The following is a 19417-nucleotide window of genomic DNA, read 5'->3' as shown; positions in this document are numbered from 1 at the left end:
TAATCCGGCGAGCTAGGCCGCCGTTGTGCCCGGGAATGATGTCATGCGCTTTGATCTGGTCGACCTGAAACTGTTCACGCATATCGCGGAGGCACAGAGCCTGACCGGCGGTGCGCAGCGCTCGCACCTGTCGCTGGCCGCCGCCAGCACGCGCATCAAGAATCTGGAGGAGCACGTCGGGGTCAAGCTGCTGAGCCGCAGCAGCCAGGGCGTGAAGGTGACCGGGGCGGGCGAGACCCTGCTGGCCCATGCGCGCCGCGTGCTGCGCCAGCTGGAGCAGCTCAGCGGCGACCTGCAGGAATACGCGGCGGGCGTCAAAGGCCATGTGCGCGTCTTCGCCAACACCACCGCCATGAGCGAGTTCCTGCCGGCGGTGCTGCGCAGCTACCTGGTCAGCCATCCGGACGTGACCATCGACATGCACGAACGGCTCAGCCCGGACATCGTGCGCGCGGTCCAGGAAGGCATCGTCGACATCGGCATCATCGCCGGCAACGTGCGCACCGAAGGGCTGGAGGTCATGCCATACCGGCGCGACCGGCTGGTGCTGGCGACCGCGCTGAGCCATCCGCTGGCCGAGCGCGGCCGCGTGGATTTCATCGATACGCTCGACTACGACTTCATCGGCCTGCCCGAAGACAGCGCCATCCACAATTTCCTGAAGCGGGCCGCGGCGGACCTGCAGCGCAGTCTGCGCTGGCGCGTGCAGGTCAGCAATTTCGAGACCGCCTGTCGCATGATCGAGGCCAACGTAGGCGTCGGGGTGTTGCCCGAGACCACCGCGCGCCGCCATGCCAGGGCCATGTCGCTGCGCATCGTGCAGCTCGACGACGAGTGGGCAGAGCGCCAGCTGCAGATCTGCGTGGCCGATCTCGACGCCTTGCCGCTGTTCGCGCGCAAGCTGGTGGACCTGCTGGTGGAAGACGGGCAAGGGCGCCAGGACTGAAGCAGCACCGCCGCTCGGCTGCGTCCTACGCCTGGCCCGCGAGCGTCTGCCGCAACTGGTGCTTGAGCAGCTTGCCGCTGGCCGTGGTCGGCATCGCCGCCACGCGCACGATGCGCTCGGGTCGCTTGTAGGGCGACAGGCGCCCGACCAGGTAGTCATGCAACGCCGGCGCGTCGAAGCGTTCGCCTTCGCGGATTTCGACGAATGCGATCACCTCCTCGTTGCCATCCGCGGCGGGCTGGCCGATCACGGCCGACACGCGTACCGACGGATGCGTGTTGAGCACCGATTCGACCTCGATCGGGTAGACGGTGAAACCCGAACGGATGATCAGGTCCTTGGTGCGGCCGACGATAAACAAGGCGCCGTCGGCGTCGAGCCGCCCGATATCGCCGGTGTTGAGCCAGCCGCCGGGGCGCAGCGCTTCGGCGCTCAGGTCCGGCGCGCGGTAGTAGCCGCGCATCACGCCCGGCCCGCGGATCCAGAGCTCGCCGGGCTGTCCCGGCGGCACCGGCTTGCCGTCCGGCCCGACCACCTGCAGGTCGGCGCCCGCGACGATCTCGCCCGCGGCGCAATCGGCGCGCGGCCGCTCCATGCGCGTCACGAACATCGATCCCGCGTACTCGGTCATGCCGTAGCCATGGTGCAGCGGCTGGCCGAAGGCGGCTTCGACATCGCGCTTGAGCGTGGCGTCGAGCGGGCCGCCGCCGGTGTAGAGATAGCGCAGGCGCGGCGACGGCTGCAATGGCGCACCGGTGGCCCGCACGTGGGCCAGGATGCGGCTGAACATGGTCGGCACGCCCTGCAGCAGCGTGATCGCGCCAGCGCGGATCGCCGTGGCCAGGTCCGCCGCGTTGAAGCGCGCGCACAGGTACAGGCTGGCGCCGGCGTGCAAGGTCGAGATCAGCAGGGTGCCCAGCCCGAACACGTGCGACATCGGCATCACCGCGTAGGCGCAGTCGTCCGGCTGCATGCGGCGCGAGGCCACGGTGACCTCGGCAAAGTGGAGCAGGCCCTGGTGGGTGACCATCACCCCCTTGGGCTGTGCGGTGGTGCCGGAGGTGTAGATCAGCGCGGCCACGTCGCGCGCCAGCGCTTCGGGCTCGCGCGCGGCGGTCTCGTCGACGGCGCTGGCCATCAGCGGCCCCAGGCCGGCCGGGGCAATTTCCCGGGCCCGGCAGCGCACGCCGTGGCGCAGCGCATCCGGCGACGCCGCGTGGGTGAACAGCATCAGGCGCGGGTGGCAGTGGGCGCGGATCACCTCGATCTCGCGCTCGGACAGGCGCGCGTTGACGACCACCGGCCATGCGCCCAGCTCTGCCAGGGCAAACACCAGCGTGATCACCGCCAGGCAGTTCTCGGCCACCACCAGCACGCGGTCGCCGGTGCCCACGCCCTGCGACTGCAGGTAGCGCTGCGCGTCCTCGATGCCGGCCCACAGCTGCGCATAAGAGGTGGTCCGGCCGTCTTCGAACACGGCGACATGGCCGGGCGTGTGCGCGGCCCAGTGGCGCGGGATGTCGCTGATGCGGGTGAGGGGGACTCGGTCCGGTGGCATGGTTCAGGCGTCGTTGTGCGGGGCAAAGCGTGCGGCGCGCGTGCGGCAAGCAGCGGGCCGCACGCCGCCGCTGCGGCATCAATAGCGTTCGAACACCGCGGCAATGCCCTGGCCGCCGCCGATGCACATGGTTTCCAGGCCGTAGCGGCCGCCGCGGCGCTGCAGTTCGTGCAGCAGCGTGGCCAGGATGCGCACGCCGGTGGCGCCGATCGGATGGCCCAGCGAGATCCCCGAGCCGTTGACGTTGAGCTTCTGCTCGATTGCGTCCTGATCCTGCCAGTCCCAGCCCTTGAGCACGGCCAGCACCTGGCAGGCGAAGGCCTCGTTCAGCTCGACCAGGTCCATCTGGTCCAGCGTCAGGTTCAGGCGCGCCAGCAGCTTCTTCACCGCCGGCACCGGGCCGATGCCCATGTGCGAGGGCTCGCAGCCGGCAGCGGCCCAGCCCACCAGCGAGGCCATCGGGGTCAGGCCGAGTTCGGCGAGCTTGTCCTCGGCCACGATCAGGCACGCGGCCGAGGCATCGTTCTGCTGGCTCGCATTGCCCGCGGTGACGGTGCCGTTCGGCATCAGCACGCGCAGCTTGGCCAGGATGTCCAGCGTGGTCTGCGGGCGGAAGCCTTCGTCGCGCGTAAATGCCACCGGCTCGCCCTTGCGCTGCGGCACCTGCACCGGGACGATCTCGGCGTCGAAGCGCCCGGCTTCCCAGGCGGCCGCGGCGCGCTGATGGCTGCGCACGGCAAAGGCATCGGCGTCCTCGCGGCTGATGCCGTAGTCGCGCGCCAGGTTCTCGGCGGTCTCGATCATGCCGGAGATCTTGCCGAAGCGCTCCACCGGCTGCGAGCGTTCACGGCCGCGGTCGAGACGGTCGAAGAAGCGCACGTTGCCGGAGCGCGCGCCCCAGCGCATATCGGTGGTGTAGTACTCGATATTGCTCATGCTCTCGACGCCGCCGGCGATCACCACGTCGGCCGCGCCGCTCTGCACCATCATCGATGCCGTGACGATGGCCTGCAGGCCGCCGCCGCAGCGGCGATCGAGCTGCATGCCCGGCACTTCCACCGGCAGGCCGGCCTGCAGCGCGGCCCAGCGGCCCACGCACGGCACTTCGCTGTTGGCGTAGGACTGGGCGAAGACGACGTCGTCGATGCGCGCCGGGTCGATGCCGCTGCGTTCCACCACCGCGCGCACGGCGGTCGCGGCCAGTTCCTCGACCGGAACCGGACGCAGGCTGCCGCCGAAGGTGCCGACGGGGGTGCGAAGGGGGGTGACGATTGCAGCTCTGCGCATGGAAGTCTCCTTGGAATCTGGTATCGGGTGAACCATCAAGTTAGTCGGTGGGCGCCGTCCCGGAAAGGGCGACGAAGGCCGCGCCGCACTGGCGCAGCAGCGCATGGGCCTGGCGCTCCAGGCCGGCGCGGTGTTCGGGGGCAGCGATGTCCAGCATGCGGCGCACGCGCTGCGACAGGGTCTGGCCGCGCAGGTCGGCCACGCCATGCTCGGTCACGATCAGGCCGGCATCGGCGCGCGGCGTGCTGACCGGGCCGGACAATTGCCCGACGATGCGGCTCGCCCCTTTGGCGGTGGCGGGCAGCGCCACGATCGGCAGGCCGCCGCGGCTGCGCGCGGCGCCGCGCAGGAAATCCACCGCGCCGCCGACCGCGCCGACATAGACGCCCGCTGCCACTTCGGCATTGACCTGGCCGGTCAGGTCGACCTCGATCGCCGAATTGATCGCTGTCAGCTTGTCCACGCTTGCGAGCACTTCGGGATGGTGGGTATAGGCGGTTTCGCGCAGCTGCAGCCGCGGATTGCGATGCGCCCAGCGCCGCAGCCGCTCGCTGCCCATCAGGATGCCGCCGATGCCGATGCCCGTATCGATGCTCTTGCGTGCGTTGGTCAGCACACCGGCCTCTGCCAGCGCGGCAATGCCGTCGCCGACCGCGCCGCTGTGCAGCCCCAGGTCGCGGCGGTCATGCAGCGCCGCCACCACGGCCTCGGGCAGGTTGCCGATGCCCATCTGCAGGGTCGCGCCGTCTTCGACCCAGCCGGCGATATGGCGGGCAATGGCCTGTTCGGCCGCACCGGGAGCGCCGCGCTCCAGGCTGATCGGCGGGTACAGCGCCTCGACCCGCAGGTCGATCTGGTCGGCGCCGAGATAGCGGCTGCCGTGGGTCCACGGCACCTCGGGGTTCACTTCGGCAATGATCACGCGGGCCCGGTCGAGCGCGGCGGGCAGGTACTCATGCACCAGGCCCAGGCTGTGGCGGCCCTGTTCATCGGCCGGCGACACCTGCACCAGCACCACGTCGGCGCGCAGCGTGCCGTGCCGGATCAGCCCAGGCAGGTGCGAATAATGGCTCGGCACGATGTCCAGTACGCCCGCGCCGGCCAGCCGGCGGTGCGGCCCGCTGGCGGCATAGCCGAAAAAATCGATCACGTCGGCCTGTTCCGGCTGCAGCGTGTCCGACTGGCCGATGCCGACGAAGACGCTGAAGCGCCCGCCGCGCGCGATGGCATGGCGGTGTGCCACCAGCGCGCGCGTCAGCGTCAGCGGCTCGGCGGTGGCTTGTCCCCACCAGAGGTGGTCGCCTGGGCGGATCAGGGATTGCAGTCGGGAGGCCAGGTCGTGCATGTCCACGGGAAAGCGTTGGGCAGCCCAGAGCATGTCGCCAAAGCCGCGTTTGCGCTATTCGACAATGCCAATGGCCGGCTTTGGCGATTGCGAAACGGACGACAGGCTGAAAGAGGCGCCGGCTGCGCCGACTTAAGCCGCGTGGAAGGCGCGCTTTCGGAAAGGCTGATTGTCCCGCCGGCCGAACGCCGCGACCATGGCGGCTATCACGCGGCGTCGGCCACCGGCCACGCCTGCCATAGAACGATCATTACAGACCGATCACCACAGACAGGACCGACCGCAAGGCAGCGCCATGATCGAACAGACCCTCTCGAACAATTTCCACGAAATCCGCGATGCCATCCGTGCGCTGTGCGCCGAGTTTCCCGACGAGTACTTCCGCAAGGTCGATGAACAGCGCGCCTATCCCGAGGCCTTCGTCAACGCGCTGACCGCGGCGGGCTGGCTGGCGGCGCTGATTCCGCAGGAATACGGCGGCTCCGGCCTGGGACTGACCGAAGCGTCGGTCATCATGGAGGAGATCAATCGTTGCGGCGGCAATTCCGGCGCCTGCCATGGCCAGATGTACAACATGGGCACGCTGCTGCGGCACGGCTCCACGGCGCAGAAGGAAAAGTACCTGCCGAAGATCGCCTCGGGCGAATGGCGCCTGCAGTCGATGGGGGTGACCGAGCCCACCACCGGCACCGACACCACCAAGATCAAGACCTCGGCGGTGAAGAAAGACGGCCGCTACGTCGTCAACGGCCAGAAGGTATGGATCAGCCGCGTGCAGCACAGCGACTTCATGATCCTGCTGGCGCGCACCACGCCGCTGGCCGAGGTCAGGAAGAAGAGCGAGGGCATGTCGATCTTCATGGTCGACCTGCACGAGGCGCAGAAGAAGGGCCTGACGGTGCGGCCCATCCCCAACATGGTCAACCACGAGACCAACGAGCTGTTCTTCGAGGACCTGGAGATCCCCGAGGAGAACCTGATCGGCGAAGAGGGCAAGGGCTTCAAGTACATCCTCGATGGCCTCAATGCCGAGCGCACGCTGATCGCCGCCGAGTGCATCGGCGACGGCTACTGGTTTATGGACCGGGTCACGAAGTACGTGAAGGAACGCGAAGTGTTCGGCCGCCCCATCGGCCAGAACCAGGGCGTGCAGTTCCCCATCGCCGAGTCGTTCATCGAACTCGAGGCGGCCAACCTGATGCGCTGGAAGGCCTGCGAGCTGTTCGACAAGCACGAGTCCATGGGCGCGCAGGCCAACATGGCCAAGTACCTGGCCGCCAAGGCCAGCTGGGAGGCCGGCAATGCCTGCCTGCAGTTCCACGGCGGCTTCGGCTTTGCCTGCGAATACGATGTCGAGCGCAAGTTCCGCGAGACGCGCCTGTACCAGGTGGCGCCGATCTCGACCAACCTGATCTATTCCTTCGTCGCCGAACACGTGCTGGGCCTGCCGCGCTCGTTCTGAGCGGAACGCCCGCCTGGCGGCCATGCTGCGGGCGGTGTTCCGCCTTCCTGCCCGGACGGGCCAGCATGGTCCGGCATCCAAAAAAAATAACTAAATTGGCAGGCAAGAAACAGTAAATTGATTTTTGGCGTTCTGCTGGTGCAAGCTACAAGTGGCAAATGCGGAGCCTCGGCTCCGCGCCGCCGGCCGATTTCCGGCACCGATCCCAGCGTTGATTCGCCGGTCTGGCGGGCCCCCCTCCACCGGCGCTATCCGTTTCGGGACACTGTAGCGTCCGTCGAGGATAAGCACTATGTCGCAGGAGCAGAATCGCCCTGGCATTGCCCGCAAGCGTGACGCCGGCACGCAGTTGCGGCTGACGCCGCTCGCAGGCGTGGTCGCAGGGCTCGTGTACGCCGGCGGCGTGCAGGCGCAATCGAATGCCACGCCGTCGGGCACCTACGGGCCTGGCTCCTATGGCTCCGCGTTCCAGTTCTTCGGCACGGACGGTGTCATCCAGGGCAGCACTACGATCTACCCGAAGCCGCCATATCCCCCGCAGTTCGGCGGGGCCGGCGTGTCCGTGGCCTCGCAGGGATCGGCGACCATCAATCCTGATCTCGGGCCATTGCCGGGTGACATCGTCATCGAATCCGACTATCGGTCGGGCGCGCCCAACACGGCACTCTATGTGGCCAACGGCACGCTGACCGTAGTGGGCAGCAGCGCTCCGGGCCGCCTGACCTATGCCCGCGGCCACGGCCAGTCGGCGCACGGGGTTTATGTCCCCGGCGATGCCAACTCCTCGGTCTTTACCGGTGCGGGCATGGTCATGTCGGCCGACGGCCCGGATGCCAACGCGATCCGCGCCTATGGCGGGTTTGCGTTGGCGGACGTGAGGAACTCCACGCTGCTGACCACCGGCGCCGGGCATGGCGTGCTTGCCTGGAACAATGCATCGGTGAAACTCGCCAACACCGATGTGACAGTGCAGGCGGCGGACGTCTACGGCATCTATGCGTTCAGCGGCGCCAGGATCGAAACCAGCGGCGGCAATGTGAACACCAGCCTGAGCGGGGCTCGCGGTGTCGTCCTGAGCGGCGCGTCGGGTGTGTTGGCCGGCACCAATGTGACCACGCAAGGCACCAGCGCGTATGGGGTCCAAGCCATCGGCTCGACCCTGTCCGTCACGGGGGGAACCCTCCGCACCCAGGGCAATAACGCCTACGGCCTCTACCTGTATGGCAATACGGCCACCACGCTCGACGGTGCCACGGTGACGACCGGCGGGACCAGCGCCCACGGCATCTTTGTCAGCAGCGGCACCCTGAACGCGCAGGGCGCCACGGTGACGGCCACGGGCCCCAGTGCCCGTGGCCTGTACGTTGCCGGGGGCGCCACCGTGGTGGCGAATCAGAGCCAGTTCGCCGCGCAGGGCGACGCCGGTATGGGGACCTGGATCAACGGCGCCGGATCGTCGCTGACGATGACGGGAGGCGGGCTCAGCGGCGCCCTCGCCAACGGCCACGGCGCCTATGTCAGCGCCGGGGGGAGCCTGCGCACCACCGATACGGCGATATCGAGCGCCGCCGCGGTGGGCCTGTATGCCGTGGGCACAACCGTGGAATTGACCCGCGGCACGGTGTACGGCGGCACCTATGGGGTCTATCTGAGCGAGGGCGCAACGCTGCGCGCTAGCGGCACGGCAATCACGGCCGGAAGCGGCGCCACACGCGGCGTGCAGGCGGTGGCATCGGCGCTGGACCTGACCGATGTCTCGATCAGTACCGCATCCGCGGAAGACCATGCCATCTACGCGTACAGCGGCTCGACCCTGCAGGCGCGCAACCTCACGCTGGCTACCCAGGGCCAGAGTGCTTATGGCTTGCGGCTGATCGGGGCGCCGGCGGCGCAAATCGACGGCATGGTGGTGCGCACGGCAGGCGCCGGCGCGCATGGTGCCGTGTTCGAAGGCGGGACCAGCGTCTACACCGGCAGCCATTTCGATATCGGGACCAGCGGCGGCGGCATCGGCATCTATGCCTGGCAAGGCACTGCATTGCGCCTGGCGGGCGGCCGGGTCGATACCGGTGCCGCGGCCAATGCCCACGGCATCTATATCAACGATGCCACTGTCGAGCTGAACCCGGACGCGCAGGGCGCGGGCGTCACCGTCAACACGGGCGGCGCCGGGGCGCATGCGGTCCGGATCAGTTCGGGCGGCCGCTTCAGCGCCACGGGCACAGCGTTGCATGCCGCCGGCGCCGATGCGGCGGGCATCTATTTGGTCGGTGTCGCGGACGCGGCGTCCGCCAGCGCCGTCGCCAACGCAGCGCCGGCACCGGGTCCGGTGGCGCCGCCCAACGATGATGGCTCGCCGGCGCCGGTTTTGCCGGCACCGCCGGTGCCGTCGCTGGGGCAGGCGTTGAATACCACCGAAACCGTGACCCTGGCGAACAGCTCGGTCGTGTCGGACGCCGGCGCGGCAATCAGCGTCGCGGGCGGCTCCGCCACCATCGCGGCGACCAACACCACCATTCAAGGCGTGGCGGCGTTGCAGGTGCTGGGCCGTCAGGATTCGTCCGGCGGTTCGCCGGTCAATGTTCCGGGCGTGGCGACGCTGAATGCCAGCGCGTCGACGCTGACCGGCGCCGCGGTGACCGGCAGCGACAGCCAGTCGACCCTGAACCTGTCGCAGGGCAGCCGCTGGAACGTGACGGCCAGTTCGGTGCTGACGCATCTCGGCAATGACAGCAGCGTGATCGACGTGCAGGCGGCGCCAGGCCTGCCGCTGGGCCGGCGGCGCTCGCTGCGGGCAAGCCCGATCCCCGGCAATGCATACCACACCGTTACCGCCCGGGGCGACTATGGCGGCAGCGGCGGCGTGGTGGCCCTGAACACCTTCCTTGATCAGGGCGGCAGCCTGGCGCAGCAGTTCACCGATCGTCTGCTGGTCCATGGCACGGCCAGCGGCACGACCGCCATCCAGATCAAGCCCGTTGCCACCAGCCCGGGCGCGATCACCTCGCCCACGGGCGTGGTTAATGCCACCGAAGGCATCTCGGTGGTCCAGGTGGCCGGCACCTCCACTCCGGATGCTTTCACGCTGAAGGGCGGCTATGTCACGGCGGCCAATTCGCCCTATGCCTACCGGTTGTACGCCTATGGCCCGGGGTCGTCGATCAGTGCCGCCGATCCCAATGCGTCGCTGGTCGGCAATGCGTCGTCGTACTGGGACTACCGTCTGCAAAGCGCCTATGTCGAGCCTGACGGCCCGGTGGTGCCGGACCCGGACCAGCCGATCCCGCCCGATGCCCGGCCCGGGGTGGCGCCGCAGGTGGCGTCCTATGTCACCGCGCCGGCCGCATTCCTGCACGCGGGCATGCTCGACCTCGACAGCCTGCACCGCCGCCTGGGAGAAGTGCGCGACGACCGTGCGCTGGCGCGCGACCAGGGCCCGGGCGAGATGTTCTTCCGCGCCTATGGCGGCAATTTCCGCTACACCAGCAACCAGTCGTTCGAACGGTACGGCTACGATGCCAGCGGCGATTACGCGGCCATCCACCTTGGCGGCAACCTGTTCCGCCAGGAAGACGAGACCGGGCTCTGGCGCTTCGGTCTGGCCGGTTCGATCGGCTGGCTCCACTTTACGCCGCATGCTGCCGACGGGCCCAGCAGCACGCGCGCGACCATCTACCGCATCAGCGGCTACGGCACCTATCAGAGCAACCAGGGCTGGTACGTCGACGGCATCCTGTCAGGCGGATGGTTCGACGGCGATGTCTCGACGCAGGCGCGCGGCCGGGCCAGTTCAATGGACGGCGGCCTGTTTGCCGCGTCGATCGAAGCCGGCTACCCGTTGGCCATGCCATACGGCCTGAACCTGGAGCCGCAGCTGCAGCTGATCGGGCAGCACGTGAGCTTCCGCAACAACATCGACGTCGACGAACTGGAGGTCAACATCGGCTCGCAGAACCAACTGGTGGGCCGTGCCGGCGTGCGCCTGACACGGCCGGTTGCGATCGCCGGGGGCCGGCTGACGCCATACCTGGGCTTCGACCTGTTCCATGCGTTCACCGGCGGGACCAACGTGCACGTCGGCGAAGTGCAGTTCGAATCCGGCAAGCTGGGCGACGCCTTCCAGTTGTCGCTGGGGCTCAACGGAATGCCGACGGGGCGGCTGTCGCTCTATGGCCGGATCTCGTACCAGCATGCGATGGGGCGGGGCGGCATCCAGGGTTGGCTGTTCAATGCCGGCGCCCGCTATCTGTTCTAGGTTTCGGCCCGGGCGACGCTTACGGCATTCGGCGCCGCGGTCTCGCGCCGGTGCCGGCAGGTCGGGTAGAATCCCGCCCTATGTCGCGCATGATTGCCTTGCTCCTGATGCTGATCCTGCCGCTGCAGGCATTGGCCGCGGCGCAGCGGCAGCTCGCGCACGCCGCCGGCTTTCCGCCGGACCACATGGCCGCGCACGCCGAGCACATTCCGCATCACCATGATGAGGACGGAGAGATCGCCTTCGACGATTCCACCGCCTCCGCGTCGCACCAGCTCGACTTCGACTACGGCACCCACTTCCAGGCGCCATTGCCGGCCGGCATGGTGCCGCCACTGACGCTGCAAACGCAGCGCGAGCCGTTGTTCCTGGGCGGCCGCATCCCTGACCCTGGCTGCAGTCCCCCGTTACGCCCCCCTCACGCGCCCGCCTGACGGCGGGGCACTGATCTGCTGATTGCCTGCCGTGGCGCCATGTCTTTGCGCCGCGCCCCGCCGCATTGCCGTTGTTGTCGCAATCTGCGTTGGGGATTCCATGCACAAGTTCTTCATCTCCGTGGTGGCGTCGGCGTTGCTGATGCCCGCGGCCCATGGCCAGTCCGCACCCGCCGATCTGCGCGCGCTGTTCGATGCCGCCTGGGAGCGCTCCGTCGCCTTCCAGGCCACCGAGGGGCGGCGCCTGGAGGCGGCGGCCAGCCGGGTCCAGGCCGACGCACCGATCGCCGGGCCGCCCACGCTCGGCCTGCTGCACCGTGACGACCGCTGGACCGAACGGCGTGGCCTGCGCGAGAGCGAGGTCCAGCTGGGCGTGCCGGTGTGGCTGCCGGGCCAGCGCGCGGCACGCGGCGACCTCGCCGATGCCCAGGCGGCCGAGGCCGAGGCTGGCGCCGCGCTGGCGCGGCTGAATCTGGCCGCCGAAGTCCGCGAGCGCGTCTGGCAGCTGGCGGCCGTGGAAGGCGAGCGCGAAGTGATGCGGCGCCGCGCCGGCATTGCCGCGTCGCTGCGCGACGATGTACGCCGCCGCGTCAGTGCCGGCGACCTCGCGCGCACCGACCTGCTGCTGGCGCAGCAGGATGACCTGGCGGCACAGGGCCTGCTTGCCGAAAACGAGGCCCGCGTGGTCGAGGCGAAGGCGCGGCTGCTGCAGGTCACCGGTGTCTCCGCGCTGCCGCTACGGTACGACGAATCGGCGGCGCCGGCGGCAGACCCTGCCGCCCATGCCGCGAGCCATCCGCGCCGGGAAGCGGCGCAGCAGGCCGTGCTGCGCGGCGAACGCCAGCTGGGCTACCTGCGCAAATCGCGCCGCGACCCGCCCGAAGTCGGCGTGATGTACCGCAACGACCGGGCCGGCGGCGGCATGCCCGGCGACCAGACCGTCGGCCTGTTCGTCAGGATCCCGTTCGCCACGGATGCGCGCAACCTGCCGCGCGAAACCGCCGCGCAGACCGAGCTGATGACAGCGCGGGCCGAACTCGAGCGCACTGAGCGCAACGTCCGCGCCGAGATCGACGCGGCGCAGGCCGCGCTGCGGCTGGCCGAACAGCAGCTCGGCCTTACGCAAGAACGCAGCGCCGCGCTGTCCGAACGGGCGGCGCTGCTGCGCAAGACCTTCAATGCCGGCGAGATTGGCTTGCCGGAAGTGCTGCGCGCACAAAACCAGGCGCTGGAAGCCGAAGCCGACCTCGCGCGCCAGCGTGCCCGCCGCGGCATCGCCATTGCCACCCTCAACCAGGCGCTCGGAGTCCTGCCATGATCCGCCAGTTGTTTCTTGTCCTGTTCCTGACGCTCGCGATCGCGCTGCCGGCGGCGCACGCGGGCCCCGGTGCCCATGGCCCCAATGGCGAGCACCTGGACGCGCCCGCCGACACCGGCGCGGCGGCACACGCCCAGCCGACCATCGAAGCCAATACGGAGGCGTTCGAACTGGTGGGCACCCTCGCCACGGACGAACTCTCCGTCATGGTCGACCGCTACGTCACCAACGAGCCGGTGCTCGACGGCACGCTCGAGGTCGAGTTCAACGGCATCAAGGCCCAGGGCAAGCCGCACGCCGATGCCGGCGACTATGCCTTTACCGACGAGAAGCTGCTGCAGGCGCTGCGCCGGCCCGGCCAGCATGCGCTGGTGTTTACGCTCGTCACCGGCAACGAGTCGGACCTGATCGAAGGCACCCTGAACGTTGCCGCGGACGAACACGAGCACGGCATGGCGTGGTGGCAGGCGCGCTGGCCGTGGCTGGTCCTGCTTGCGGCGGTCGTTGCCGCCGGCGCCTGGCGCGTGCAGCGCCGCGTTGGCAAAAGGAATGGAGGCACGGCGTGATGATGACCACCCATATCGCAACCCTGGCGGTCGCGCTGGCCGCCTGGGCAACCATGCCGGCGCTGGCCGGGCCCGGCGCGCACGGCCCGAATGGCGAACACCTCGATACACCGGCCGCGGTGTCGGGCAGTGGCCTGGCCCGGCTGCCAGACGGCAGCGTCCTGGTGCCCAAGCTGGCCCAGCGCCGCATGGGCATACGGACCGCGATGCCGCAGCCGGCCGCGCACCCGATGACCGTTGAACTGAACGCCGTGGTGGCGATTGATCCGAACGCCGGCGGGCGCCTGCAGGCGGGCCACCCGGGCTGGATCGACCCGCCGCCGGGCGGCTTCCCGGTGCTCGGGCAGCGCGTCAGCAAGGGCCAGGCGCTGGCCGTGCTGCGCCACAAGAGCGAGCCTTTTGACATCGGCAACCAGCAGGCGCAGTTCGCCAACCTCAGCGCCAGCCTGAAGCTGGCGCGGCAGCGGCTGCAGCGGCTGGAATCGCTGACGGACAGCATCCCGCGCAAGGAGATCGAAGCGGCCCGCGCCGAGGTCCAGAGCCTTTCCGGCCAGCGCGATGCGGTCGGCAAGAGCCTGCACCAGACCGATACGCTGACCGCGCCGGCCAGCGGCGTGATCGCCAGCGCCAACGTGCTGGCGGGGCAGGTGGTTGCCGCCGGGGACGTGCTGTACGAGGTGGTCGATCCCGCCCGCCTGCTGATCGAGGCCAGCACCGCGGACAGTTCGCTGGCCAACCGCATCAAGGGCGGCGCCCTGGCCAGCGGCACCGGCGGCAAGCTGGAATTCGTCGGCGCCGGCCGCAGCCTGAAGAACGGCGCGGTGCCGCTGACGTTCCGGCTGACCGGCAGCGACGTGCCGCTGGCCGTGGGCCAGCCCGTGACCGTGGTCGCGACGCTGAGCGATACCTTGCGCGGCATCGCGCTGCCCAGCGAGGCGCTGGTGCGCAACGCCAGCAACCTGCCGGTGGTGTGGATCAAGTCCGGCACGCAGCGCTTTATCGCGCAGCCGGTCGAGGCGCGCGTGCTCGATGCGCGCACCGTGGTCGTGGTCGGCGGACTGTCGCCGGAGAACCGGGTGGTGGTGTCCGGCGCGGCGCTGATCAACCAGATCCGCTGAGGGGCGCGCATGTTCAACTGGATCGTTCGCGCCAGCCTCGGCAACCGGCTGCTGGTACTGGCCTTTGCCCTGATCCTGATGGTCTACGGGGGGCTCACCGCATGGCGCACGCCGGTCGATGTGTTCCCGGACCTGAACAAGCCGCTGGTGACCGTGATCACCGAAGCGGGGGGCATGGCGCCGCAGGAAGTCGAACTGCTGGTGTCGTTCCCGATCGAGACCGCGCTGAACGGCATGCCCGGCGTTACGCGGGTGCGCTCGGTGTCCGGCGTCGGCCTGTCCATCGTCTACGCCGAGTTCGACTGGGGCAGCGATATCTACCGCAACCGCCAGCTCGTGTCGGAACGGCTGGCGCTGGTGAAGGAGCAGTTGCCCGGCGGGCTCGCGCCCATCCTCGGGCCGGTCTCGTCGATCATGGGCGAGATCATGCTGATTGCGTTGCCGATCGATCCGGCCCGGGCCAGCCCGATGCAGGCGCGCGAGTATGCCGACTTCGTGCTGCGACCGAGCCTGCTGTCGGTGCCCGGGGTGTCGCAGGTGATCCCGATCGGCGGCGAGGTGCGGCAATTGCGGGTCGAGCCGGATACCGCGCGCATGGCGCAATTCGGCGTGGCGCTGGCACAGGTGCAGGGTGCCCTGCGCGACTTCGCCGCCAATACCAGTGGCGGCTTCATCGACCTGAACGGCCGCGAATACCTGATCCGCAATCTCGGCCGCACCAACCGGATCGACGACCTCAAGGGCGTTGCGGTCGCCTACAAGGACGGCGCGCCGGTGCTGCTGGAGCAGGTGGCCGGCGTGCGCTACGCCGCTGCGCTCAAGCGCGGCGACGCCGGCTTCAACGGCAAGCCCGCGGTGATCGTCAGCGTGCAGAAGCAGCCCGCCGCCGACACCGTGCGCCTGACGCGCGACCTGGAAGCCGCCCTTGGCGAACTCAGGCAGGGGCTGCCGCAGGGTTTGTCCGCGCCGCAGGTGCTGTTCCGCCAGGCCGACTTTATCGAGGCCTCGCTCGGCAACGTGGTCGAGGCGCTGCGCGACGGCGCCATCATGGTGACGGTGATCCTGTTCGCCTTCCTGCTGAGCGCGCGCACCACCGCGATCTCGCTGGTGGCGATACCGCTGTCGCTGGCTGTCTCGGCGCTGGCGTTCCAGCTGCTGGGCCAGTCGATCAACGTGATGACGCTGGGCGGCCTGGCCATCGCCATCGGCGAACTGGTTGACGATGCCATTGTCGACGTCGAGAACATCCAGCGCCGGCTGCGGCAGCGCGCCGCCATGGACGACCCGCCATCGGTGCTGGAGACGATCTGGCGCGCCAGCGTCGAAGTGCGCTCCGGCATCGTCTATGCCACGCTGGTGGTGGTGCTGGTGTTCGTGCCGCTGTTTGCGCTGCCGGGGATCGAAGGGCGGCTGTTCGCGCCGCTGGGGATCGCCTACATCGTGTCGATCCTGGCATCGATGCTGGTGTCGATGACGGTGACGCCGGTGCTGTCGTACTACCTGCTGCCGCGGATGAAGCGGCTCGAACATCCCGACAGCCCGCTGGTGGCGTGGCTCAAGCGGGTCGATGCCCGCATCCTGGACTGGTCGTTCCCGCGCGCGCGGGCAGTGCTGTCAGTGGCCGCGGTCGCGGTGGTGCTGGCGGCCGCCACCGTGCCGTGGCTGCCGCGTGCCTTCTTGCCGGGCTTCAACGAGGGTTCGATGGTGATGTCGCTGATGCTCAACCCCGGCACTTCGCTGGCCGAAGCCAACCGCATCGGCGCGCTGGCGGAAACGCTGATCCGGCAGGTGCCGGAAGTGACACGGGTGGGCCGCCGCACCGGCCGCGCCGAACTGGACGAACATGCCGAGGGCGTGCATGCCTCCGAGATCGACATCGACCTGAAGCCTTCCGTCCGCAGCCGCGAGCAGGTGATGGCCGCCATCCGCGCGCAGCTTGCCGGCCTGCCGGCGTCGGTGGCGATCGGCCAGCCGATTTCGCATCGGCTGGATCACCTGCTGTCCGGGGTGCGGGCGCAGATCGCGCTGAAGATCTATGGCGATGACCTCGATACGCTGCGCGGCCTGGCGGAGAACGTGCGCGGGCGCCTGGCAACGATCCCGGGCCTCGTCGATATCACGGTCGAGCGCCAAGTGCTGATTCCGCAGGTCAATGTGCGGCTCGACTATCGCAAGGCGGCGCAGTACGGCATCCCGGCCGGCGAGGCGCTGAAGGCGCTGCAGACCTTGTCCGACGGCACGCGCGTCACGCAGCTGATCGACGGCGTGCGCCGCCACGACCTGGTGGTGCGCCTGCCCGATACCGGCCGCGCGCCGCAGGACCTGTCGCGGGTCATGCTGGACTCGCCGCGCGGCGCGGTGCCGCTGTCCGCCATCGCCAGCGTGGAGGAGGGCGACGGCCCCAACCAGATCGGGCGCGAGAACGGCCGGCGCCGCATCGTGGTCTATGCCAATACCGACGGCTCCGACATGTCGCGGATCGTCGGCGCAGTGCGCGAAGCGGCGGCGCGTGCCGGACTGCCCGCTGGCTATTTCGTCAGCATCGAGGGCCAGTTCCAGGCGCAGGAGCAGGCCACGCGGCGCATCGTGTTGCTGTCGCTGGTGTCGCTGGCGCTGATCTACCTGGTCCTCTACTCGCGCTACCGCTCCGCGACCCTGACGCTGGTGATCATGGCCAATATCCCGTTCGCCTTGATCGGCAGCGTGATCGCGATGTGGCTGGCGGGGCTGAGCCTGTCGGTGGCGTCGATGGTCGGCTTTATCACGCTGACCGGCATTGCCACGCGCAACGGCATCCTGAAGGTCAGCCACTATATCAACCTGTGCCGCTTCGAAGGCGAGACCTTCGGCATCCCGATGATCGTGCGCGGTTCGCTCGAGCGGCTGACACCGGTGCTGATGACCGCGCTGGTCGCGGCGTTCGCGCTGGTGCCCTTGCTGGTGTCGGCCGATGCGCCCGGCAAGGAAATCCTGCACCCGGTGGCGGTGGTGATCTTCGGCGGGTTGGTCAGTTCGACCCTGCTCGATTCCATGCTGACGCCGCTGGCGTTCTGGCTGTGGGGGCGCCGCCCGCTGCAGCGCATCCTGTCGCAGCGGCCGGAAGACACGTATTGAATCAGGGCTTTGGCAGCGGCGCCCCCAAGCCGCTGCAGCAACGGAGTTATGCGATGAAGAAACAGTTCTCGGCCATGGTGCTTGCCGGCAGTCTCGCACTGTCCGGCCTTTCCGGACTGGCCATGGCCCACGGCGCCAAGCCTGCGCAATATGGGGGCATCGTGCAGGTCGCCAGCGACCTGCAGTTCGAACTGGTGAACCGGGATGGCGCGGTCACGATTTATGTCGACGACCATGACAGGAAGCTGCCCGTGGCCGGTGCCAGCGGCAAGCTGACGGTGCTGACCGGCACCCGCAAGACCGAAACGGCGCTGAACCCCGGCGCGGACAATGCACTGGTCGCGGCCGACAAGCTGCAACTGCAGGCCGGCTCCAAGCTGGTCGCGACGATCCGGTTTGTAGACGGCAAGACTGTCACGGCGCGCTTCGTGGCGAAGTGACGGGCGCTCCATGCTGGCAGGGTTCGATCCTGCGTCGCTGCAACAAAAAAAGCCGCTGCTATAGCAGCGGTTTTTTTGTGCCTTCGGCGCGTCATAGGAGGCTGGTGGGTGGTCAATTTATTTCTATTTCGCGGACGCGCTCATTGATAAGTAATTCATCCGACACAGTTTGTGGTGTCCCGGCATACGTACTTTCACCTAATGCTGCATTGCGACAATTCTTTTGCTACAATCAGGGAAAACCCCATAAGGGTAATCCCGAAGGAAGGACGCCATGAACACCCAATCCGATATCAAGCTGACCGATCAACTGGAACGCCAACTCATCGAGCGCGAGCTCGGTACGCAAAGCCTGGGCTTCGCCCACGACGTCAAGCGTGCCATCGCCACCGTGCAGTCGGTGATCGAACGCCTGCAAAGCCAGGCCCGCAAGGCCAAGGTGGTTTACGCCAACGGCTGATCGCTGGCACCAGCAGTACGGTAGTTGCGGCCCGTCCGGGCTGCGTTGAAGAACCGGCCATACGTGCGCCTGCCCAGGCGAACGCGGCCGGTTTTGTTTTGCCTGCGGCGCTGGAGTGCTTTGTGAGCAACGTTCACAAGACTTGCCAGCGCTTTTCGTTTTGCCGCGGCGGCGGACACGGCTATCTTGGATGCCTTTCCCGCACCTCGTCCGCCCCTGCGCCCCATGTCCCCGCTTGTACTGCTGTGCCTGTCGATCACCTATGTGGTCTGGGGCACGACCTACCTGGCGATCCGCTTTACGCTGGAGAGCTTTCCGCCGCTGTTCATGATGGGCACGCGCTTCCTGTGCGCGGGCCTGCTGCTGGCCGCGTGGCTGGCATGGCGCGGCACGCCGATGCCGTCGGCGCGGCAATTGCGCCATTGCGCGGTGCCGGCGCTGTTTCTGCTGGTGGGCGGCATGGGTCTCACTGCGATTGCGGAGCAGACGATCTCCTCTGGCGCCACCACGGTGATGATCGGGTCGATGCCGATCTTCGCGCTGATCTGGGGCGCGTGCTTCGGCAACCGGCCGAAGTGGTATGAGTATGTGGCAATTGCGATCGGCAGCGCCGGCATCCTGGTGCTGACCGCGGGGGCGGAGTTCCAGGTCAGCACCGGCGGCGTGGTGGCGCTGCTGCTGGCGGTGGCGAGCTGGTCCTTCGGCTCGCAGCTGGCGCGCCGGCTGGACCTGCCGCCCGGGGCGGCGGCGTTTGCCGCCGAGATGGTGATCGGCGGCGCGGTGCTGATGGCACTGTCGCTGCTGCGGCAGGAGCCGTGGCCGTCTTCCGTCAGCGCACAGGCCGGCTGGGCCTGGGTCTACCTGGTGGTGGCGGGGTCGCTGGTGGCGTTCTCCGCCTACATGTACCTGGTCTCGACGGTCAGCCAGACCCTGGCGGCGAGCTATGTCTACGTGAACCCGCCGGTGGCGCTGGCCATGGGCGCGTGGCTGGGCGGCGAACAGATCGCGCCGCAGACGCTGGGCGCGGTGGTACTGATCCTGGCGGCGCTGCTCGTGCTTAGCCTGGGCACGCTGCGCACAGCACGGACCCAGGCGGCCTGACGGCGCCGTGCGG

Annotated in this window: 14 protein-coding genes; 11 read left to right on the top strand and 3 right to left on the bottom strand. The window is 68.7% G+C overall.

The features are described from left to right. Positions 1–43: 43 nt before the first annotated feature. On the top strand, positions 44–946 hold the full coding sequence (locus GA0116996_RS09785) for a LysR family transcriptional regulator (RefSeq protein ID WP_092310026.1): 903 nt from the start codon (positions 44–46) through the stop codon (positions 944–946). 25 nt (positions 947–971) lie between these two features. Here GA0116996_RS09785 and GA0116996_RS09780 read toward each other — a convergent pair whose 3' ends face one another. The 3 genes from GA0116996_RS09780 to GA0116996_RS09770 all read right to left on the bottom strand — a co-directional run bounded on the left by GA0116996_RS09780 (position 972) and on the right by GA0116996_RS09770 (position 5136). Then, positions 972–2504: a class I adenylate-forming enzyme family protein gene (locus GA0116996_RS09780; RefSeq protein WP_092310023.1), complete on the bottom strand. Its 1533-nt coding sequence runs from the start codon at positions 2502–2504 to the stop codon at positions 972–974. 78 nt (positions 2505–2582) lie between these two features. Then, positions 2583–3791, bottom strand: coding sequence for an acetyl-CoA C-acetyltransferase (locus GA0116996_RS09775; protein ID WP_092310020.1), 1209 nt, complete (start codon positions 3789–3791; stop codon positions 2583–2585). Positions 3792–3831: 40 nt separating this feature from the next. Then, positions 3832–5136, bottom strand: coding sequence for an acetyl-CoA hydrolase/transferase family protein (locus GA0116996_RS09770; protein WP_092310017.1), 1305 nt, complete (start codon positions 5134–5136; stop codon positions 3832–3834). A gap of 295 nt (positions 5137–5431) precedes the next feature. On the opposite strand from GA0116996_RS09770, the gene GA0116996_RS09765 reads away from it, so the two are divergent. The 10 genes from GA0116996_RS09765 to yedA all read left to right on the top strand — a co-directional run bounded on the left by GA0116996_RS09765 (position 5432) and on the right by yedA (position 19404). After that, positions 5432–6598 carry an acyl-CoA dehydrogenase family protein gene (locus tag GA0116996_RS09765; RefSeq protein ID WP_092310014.1) on the top strand — a complete coding sequence of 389 codons (1167 nt, stop codon included), beginning with the start codon at positions 5432–5434 and terminating at the stop codon, positions 6596–6598. A gap of 292 nt (positions 6599–6890) precedes the next feature. Continuing rightward, positions 6891–10853: an autotransporter outer membrane beta-barrel domain-containing protein gene (locus GA0116996_RS09760; protein WP_092310011.1), complete on the top strand. Its 3963-nt coding sequence runs from the start codon at positions 6891–6893 to the stop codon at positions 10851–10853. Positions 10854–10942: 89 nt separating this feature from the next. Beyond that, entirely contained in the window at positions 10943–11287 is a 345-nt protein-coding gene (locus tag GA0116996_RS09755; protein ID WP_244159795.1) for a hypothetical protein, read from the top strand. Positions 11288–11387: 100 nt separating this feature from the next. Beyond that, complete coding sequence (locus tag GA0116996_RS09750; RefSeq protein WP_092310005.1) at positions 11388–12605, top strand: TolC family protein; 1218 nt, start codon at positions 11388–11390, stop codon at positions 12603–12605. Further along, complete coding sequence (locus tag GA0116996_RS09745; protein WP_092310003.1) at positions 12602–13171, top strand: hypothetical protein; 570 nt, start codon at positions 12602–12604, stop codon at positions 13169–13171. Before GA0116996_RS09750 ends, GA0116996_RS09745 begins: the two co-directional genes overlap by 4 nt. Further along, a complete protein-coding gene (locus GA0116996_RS09740; protein WP_092310000.1) occupies positions 13171–14289 on the top strand; it encodes an efflux RND transporter periplasmic adaptor subunit in 1119 nt (372 codons plus the stop codon). The genes GA0116996_RS09745 and GA0116996_RS09740 overlap by 1 nt, the downstream gene beginning before the upstream one ends. Before the next feature lie 9 nt (positions 14290–14298). Further along, entirely contained in the window at positions 14299–17403 is a 3105-nt protein-coding gene (locus GA0116996_RS09735) for an efflux RND transporter permease subunit (RefSeq protein ID WP_092309997.1), read from the top strand. 53 nt (positions 17404–17456) lie between these two features. Beyond that, a complete protein-coding gene (locus GA0116996_RS09730; RefSeq protein WP_092309994.1) occupies positions 17457–17843 on the top strand; it encodes a hypothetical protein in 387 nt (128 codons plus the stop codon). Between the two features lie 274 nt (positions 17844–18117). Further along, on the top strand, positions 18118–18303 hold the full coding sequence (locus tag GA0116996_RS09725) for a hypothetical protein (RefSeq protein WP_062802878.1): 186 nt from the start codon (positions 18118–18120) through the stop codon (positions 18301–18303). A 225-nt stretch (positions 18304–18528) separates the two neighbouring features. Continuing rightward, positions 18529–19404: a drug/metabolite exporter YedA gene (yedA, locus tag GA0116996_RS09720; protein ID WP_092309991.1), complete on the top strand. Its 876-nt coding sequence runs from the start codon at positions 18529–18531 to the stop codon at positions 19402–19404. Positions 19405–19417 lie beyond the last annotated feature (13 nt).

Origin of the sequence: Cupriavidus alkaliphilus (assembly GCF_900094595.1) — a bacterium.
Classification (GTDB): Bacteria; Pseudomonadota; Gammaproteobacteria; order Burkholderiales; family Burkholderiaceae; genus Cupriavidus; species Cupriavidus alkaliphilus.
Note: the sequence above shows the minus strand (reverse complement) of the source record. Positions and strands in the feature narration are given on the sequence as shown.